Raw genomic sequence first — 3,883 nt, 5'->3', positions numbered from 1 at the left:
GCCCCGCGCCGGGCCGGCGGCGGGGGCGCGGCCCGCCTACCCCAGCCCGCGTGCGGCGGGCAGCGCCAGCAGGCAGAGCGCCGCCATGGCCCAGAAGGCCTCCGCCCCGACCCAGCCGTAGAGCTGGCCGCCGATGACGGTCATCGCCGCGCCGGACAGGCCGATGCCGAAGGTGGCGTAGAGCGACTGCGCGGTGGCCGAGGCTTCCGGCGGGACCTGCCGCGCGATGACCGCCATGGCCGCCAGGTGCTGCGCGGCGAAGGTCAGCCCGTGCAGCGGCTGGGCCAGCAGCATGGCCGGCAGCGCGGCGGTGCCGGCCATGACGGACCAGCGCAGGATGCCGGCCAGCGCCGCCAGGGCGAAGACCCGCCCCGGCCCCAGCCGGGCCAGCAGCCGCGGCCCGGGGCCGGCGAAGACCAGGATCTCCGCCGCGACGGACAGCGCCCAGAGCCAGCCGATGGCCGCGGCGGAGATCCCCGCCTCCTGCCAGCGGAGCGTGGCATAGCCGGTCTGCAGCGCATGGCTGCCGCTGATCAGCGCGGTCAGCAGCAGCATACGGCGGAAGGCCGGCAGGCGCAGCAGCGGCAGGATGGCGCCGCGCCCAGGCACGGGCAGGGATGGCAGCGGCGGCGGCGCGGGCAGCGCCAGGGTGGCCGCCGCCGCCGCCAGGAAGCAGGCGGCATGCAGCCAGAGCACGACCCCCGCCGCGCCCGTCGCACCGACGGCCGTGCCCGCCAGCACGGTGCCGGCGACGAAGGCGGCGGAGCCGAGGCCGCGCAGCCGCCCATAGCCCAGCCTCGCCCCCGGCGCGGCGGCGGCGCGCACCGCCAGGGCATCGGGCAGCGGCCCGACCGGACCGGTCGCGGCATGCTGCAACGCGCCGGCCAGCAGCAGCGCGGCGAAGCCGGTGGCGGCGCCGTAGCCCAGGGCGGCCAGCGCCGCGAGCAGCAGGGCGGCGGCCAGCACCGCCCGCGGTGCCGCGTGGCGGTCGGCCATGCGCCCGGCCAGCGGCATCGCCGCCAGCCGCAGGGCGAGGCCGGCGCCGAGGATCACGCCGATCTCCCCGGGCGTGGCGCCCTGTTCCGCCAGGACCGCCGGCAGGAAGGGGCTCAGCACGCCCCAGCCGAGGAAGAGCGCAAGGTAGAGCAGGGCGTAGCGGGGCATGCCGGGGTCCGTTGCGTCGCCTGGGCCAACGCGCGGCGGAACGACGGGGATGCGGGGCGGGGCCGATCGCGGCGCAAGCAGCCGCACCGCATGGCGGGCGCGCCGGCGATGCGGCCGCGGGTGCCGGGCGCGGCCCGCGGCGGCGCGCCGGCCCCCCCCCCACAGCCCCTGCCCGGCGGGACCATGGCCCCAGAACCGGTTTCCGTTCGCCATGGCTCACGGCAACCGCCCTGGTCTTTTGATCCGACGAGCAGCTTCACCCGCTCAGGTGATTCCACCTGATCGGGATCTGCCCTGGCCGGCCGCCTCCGGGCAGCCCCCGCTGTCGGGACGGGCGTCCGGGTGCCCCGCCAGGGGCACCGGAGCGTCAGGCCCTACTCGCCGAGGCGGCGCAGGGCGGCGCAGACATGCTCCACCTGCGCATCCGTCAGTTCCGGATACATCGGCAGGCTGAAGACCTCCTCCGCCGCCCGCGCCGTCTCGGCGCAGCCGGCCGGGCCCAGCGCCACCCGGTCCCGGTAGGCGGATTGCAGATGCACCGGCACCGGGTAGTGGATGCCGGTGCCCACCCCCTCCGCCCGCAACCGCGCCATCAGGTCGGACCGGTGCCGGCTGCGCAGGACATACTGGTGGAAGACATGCTCGGCATCGGCGCGGCGCTCCGGCGGCGCCAGCGGGCCGCCCTGCAGCGCCGCGTCATAGGCAGCGGCGATGGCGCGGCGGCGCGCATTGCCGGCATCCAGCGCCGTCAGCTTCACCCGCAGGATCGCCGCCTGCACCTCGTCCAGCCGGCTGTTCACCCCGACCAGGGAGGAGACGTAGCGTTCCCGCCAGCCATATTGCCGGATCGCTGCGATGCGCTCGGCCAGCGCCTCGTCATCCGTCGCCAGCACGCCGCCATCGCCCAGCGCGCCGAGATTCTTGGTGGGATAGAGCGAGAAGGCGGCCGCCGCACCGAAGGTGCCGAGCTTGCGGCCATGCAGCGTCGCGCCGTGGCATTGCGCGCAATCCTCGATCAGCGCGACCTCGGCGGCGGCGCAGGCCTCCAGCATCGGGTCCAGCTCGCAGGCCTGGCCGTACAGGTGCACCGCGATGGCGGCGCGCACCGGCGGCAGGCCGGGCGGCGGATCCTCGAGCACCGAGGCGAGTTCCTCGGCATCCATCGTGTAGCTGTCGGGATCGATGTCGAGCAGCAGCGGCGTGGCGCCGGCCATCTCGATCGCCGCGACGGTGGCGACCGCGGTGTGGGACACGGTGGCGACCGTGCATCCTTCGCCGATCCCCATGCCGCGCAGGATCAGCGCCAGCGCATCGGTGCCGTTGGCGCAGCCGACGGCGCGGGCGGTGCCGAGCCAGGCGGCGAATTCGCGCTCGAACGCCTCGCCCTCCTTGCCCAGGATGTACCAGCCGGAGCCGAGCGCGCGCTGCACGGCGGCGTCGATCTCGGCCTTCTGCGCCAGGTAGCCGGCGCCCGGATTGGCCTGCGGGATCATGGTCTGCGGCGCATTCATGTCAGCGGTCCCGGATCTCGCCCACCCGACTCACGTATAGTCCTTGAGGCGCGCGCGATACCATTCGAGCGAGCGCGCCAGCCCTTCCGCCAGGCCGACCTGCGGCGCCCAGCCGGTGGCGGCGCGGAAGGCGCGGTCATCGGCGTGATAGCTGCCGATGTCGATGGGGGCGCGGTCGGCCGGAAAGCTCTTCACGGCATAGTGTCCCTGCCCGCCATTCGCCGCGATCAGCAAGTCCGCGAGCTCGAGCAGGGAGGCCGGCGGCGACCCGCCCAGGTTGAAGACGCGTCCCGCCAGCTCCGGCCGGGCCGCCTGCTCGGCCGCCAGCAGGAAGGCGCGCACCACGTCGTCCACATAGGTCAGGTCGCGCAGCTGCTCGCCGCCCCAGACCTCGAACCCCTCGTCCCGCAGGACCTGCCGCAGCCAGATGCCCAGGAAGGTCTGCTTGGCATCCCGGATGCGCAGCCGCGGGCCGTAGCAATTGGTCAGGCGCAGGGAGACGACGGGGCGGCCGAGCACCCGCTGCTCCAGCAGCCAGTACTGCTCGCCGGCGAATTTCGACACGCCATTGGCATCCGGCGGCTGAACCGGGTGCAGCTCATCGACCGGCAGGCGCAACGGCTTGCCGTAGAACTGCCGGGTGGAGGCGTGCACGACGGCCGCCTTCGGCGCCGCTTCCCGCATCACCCCGATCAGCCGCACCTGGGCGACGGCATTGATCGCGATGTCGGAGACCGGGTCCTTCTGGCCGCCCATATGGCTGGTCTGCGCCGCCATGTTGAACAGCACGTCGACATCCTGGCAGAGCGAGTGCAGCTCCACCTCCCGGATGTCGCCGCGCACCAGCAGGACCGAGGCGCCCTCGAGGTTGGCGATGTTCGCCCCGCCATCCGGCATCATGGCGTCGATGGCGGTGACGCGCGCGCCCAGCCGGGCCAGCTCATGGCAGAGGGCGCTGCCGAGGAAGCCCGCCCCGCCCGTCACGAGCACACGCTTGCCGCGCCACTGCGCCGCCCGCTCCGCGTCCGTCATCCGACCTGCACCTTTCCGCGGGACGCCGCGCAGCGCGGCCAGCCCCGGTCTCCTCATCGCCCAGGATTGCGGCGGAACCAAGCCTCCCGAGTGTCGCCATCCGGACTGTGACCGGATCAATCCCCGGTGCGGTCCGGCCCAGCCGCCGCCGGGCCCGGCCGCCCGGCCGCGCCGCC

Annotated in this window: 3 protein-coding genes; all 3 read right to left on the bottom strand. The window is 74.8% G+C overall.

Annotated features, from left to right (window positions below; genetic code table 11):
* Positions 1–36 precede the first annotated feature (36 nt).
* The 3 genes from E2C05_RS29585 to E2C05_RS29575 all read right to left on the bottom strand — a co-directional run bounded on the left by E2C05_RS29585 (position 37) and on the right by E2C05_RS29575 (position 3,707).
* Positions 37–1,164 (bottom strand): MFS transporter, encoded by a 1,128-nt coding sequence (locus E2C05_RS29585; protein WP_133223205.1) that lies wholly within the window; start codon positions 1,162–1,164, stop codon positions 37–39.
* Positions 1,165–1,538: 374 nt separating this feature from the next.
* The gene (locus E2C05_RS29580) at positions 1,539–2,675 is read right to left on the bottom strand and encodes a DegT/DnrJ/EryC1/StrS family aminotransferase (RefSeq protein ID WP_133223204.1); all 1,137 of its coding nucleotides are present in this window, start codon (positions 2,673–2,675) and stop codon (positions 1,539–1,541) included.
* A gap of 30 nt (positions 2,676–2,705) precedes the next feature.
* Complete coding sequence (locus E2C05_RS29575; protein WP_133223203.1) at positions 2,706–3,707, bottom strand: NAD-dependent epimerase/dehydratase family protein; 1,002 nt, start codon at positions 3,705–3,707, stop codon at positions 2,706–2,708.
* Positions 3,708–3,883 lie beyond the last annotated feature (176 nt).

This window comes from Paracraurococcus ruber (assembly GCF_004353985.1).
GTDB lineage: Bacteria > Pseudomonadota > Alphaproteobacteria > Acetobacterales > Acetobacteraceae > Paracraurococcus > Paracraurococcus ruber.
The sequence above is the reverse complement of the archived record's forward strand: the minus strand, read 5'-3'. Positions and strand labels throughout refer to the sequence as shown.

What these genes read in the sequence shown, in the direction of transcription:
- E2C05_RS29585 (WP_133223205.1), bottom strand. Translation starts at nt 1,164, where the DNA reads ATGCCCCGCTACGCCCTGCTCTACCTTGCGCTCTTCCTCGGCTGGGGC.
- E2C05_RS29580 (WP_133223204.1), bottom strand. Translation starts at nt 2,675, where the DNA reads ATGAATGCGCCGCAGACCATGATCCCGCAGGCCAATCCGGGCGCCGGC.
- E2C05_RS29575 (WP_133223203.1), bottom strand. Translation starts at nt 3,707, where the DNA reads ATGACGGACGCGGAGCGGGCGGCGCAGTGGCGCGGCAAGCGTGTGCTC.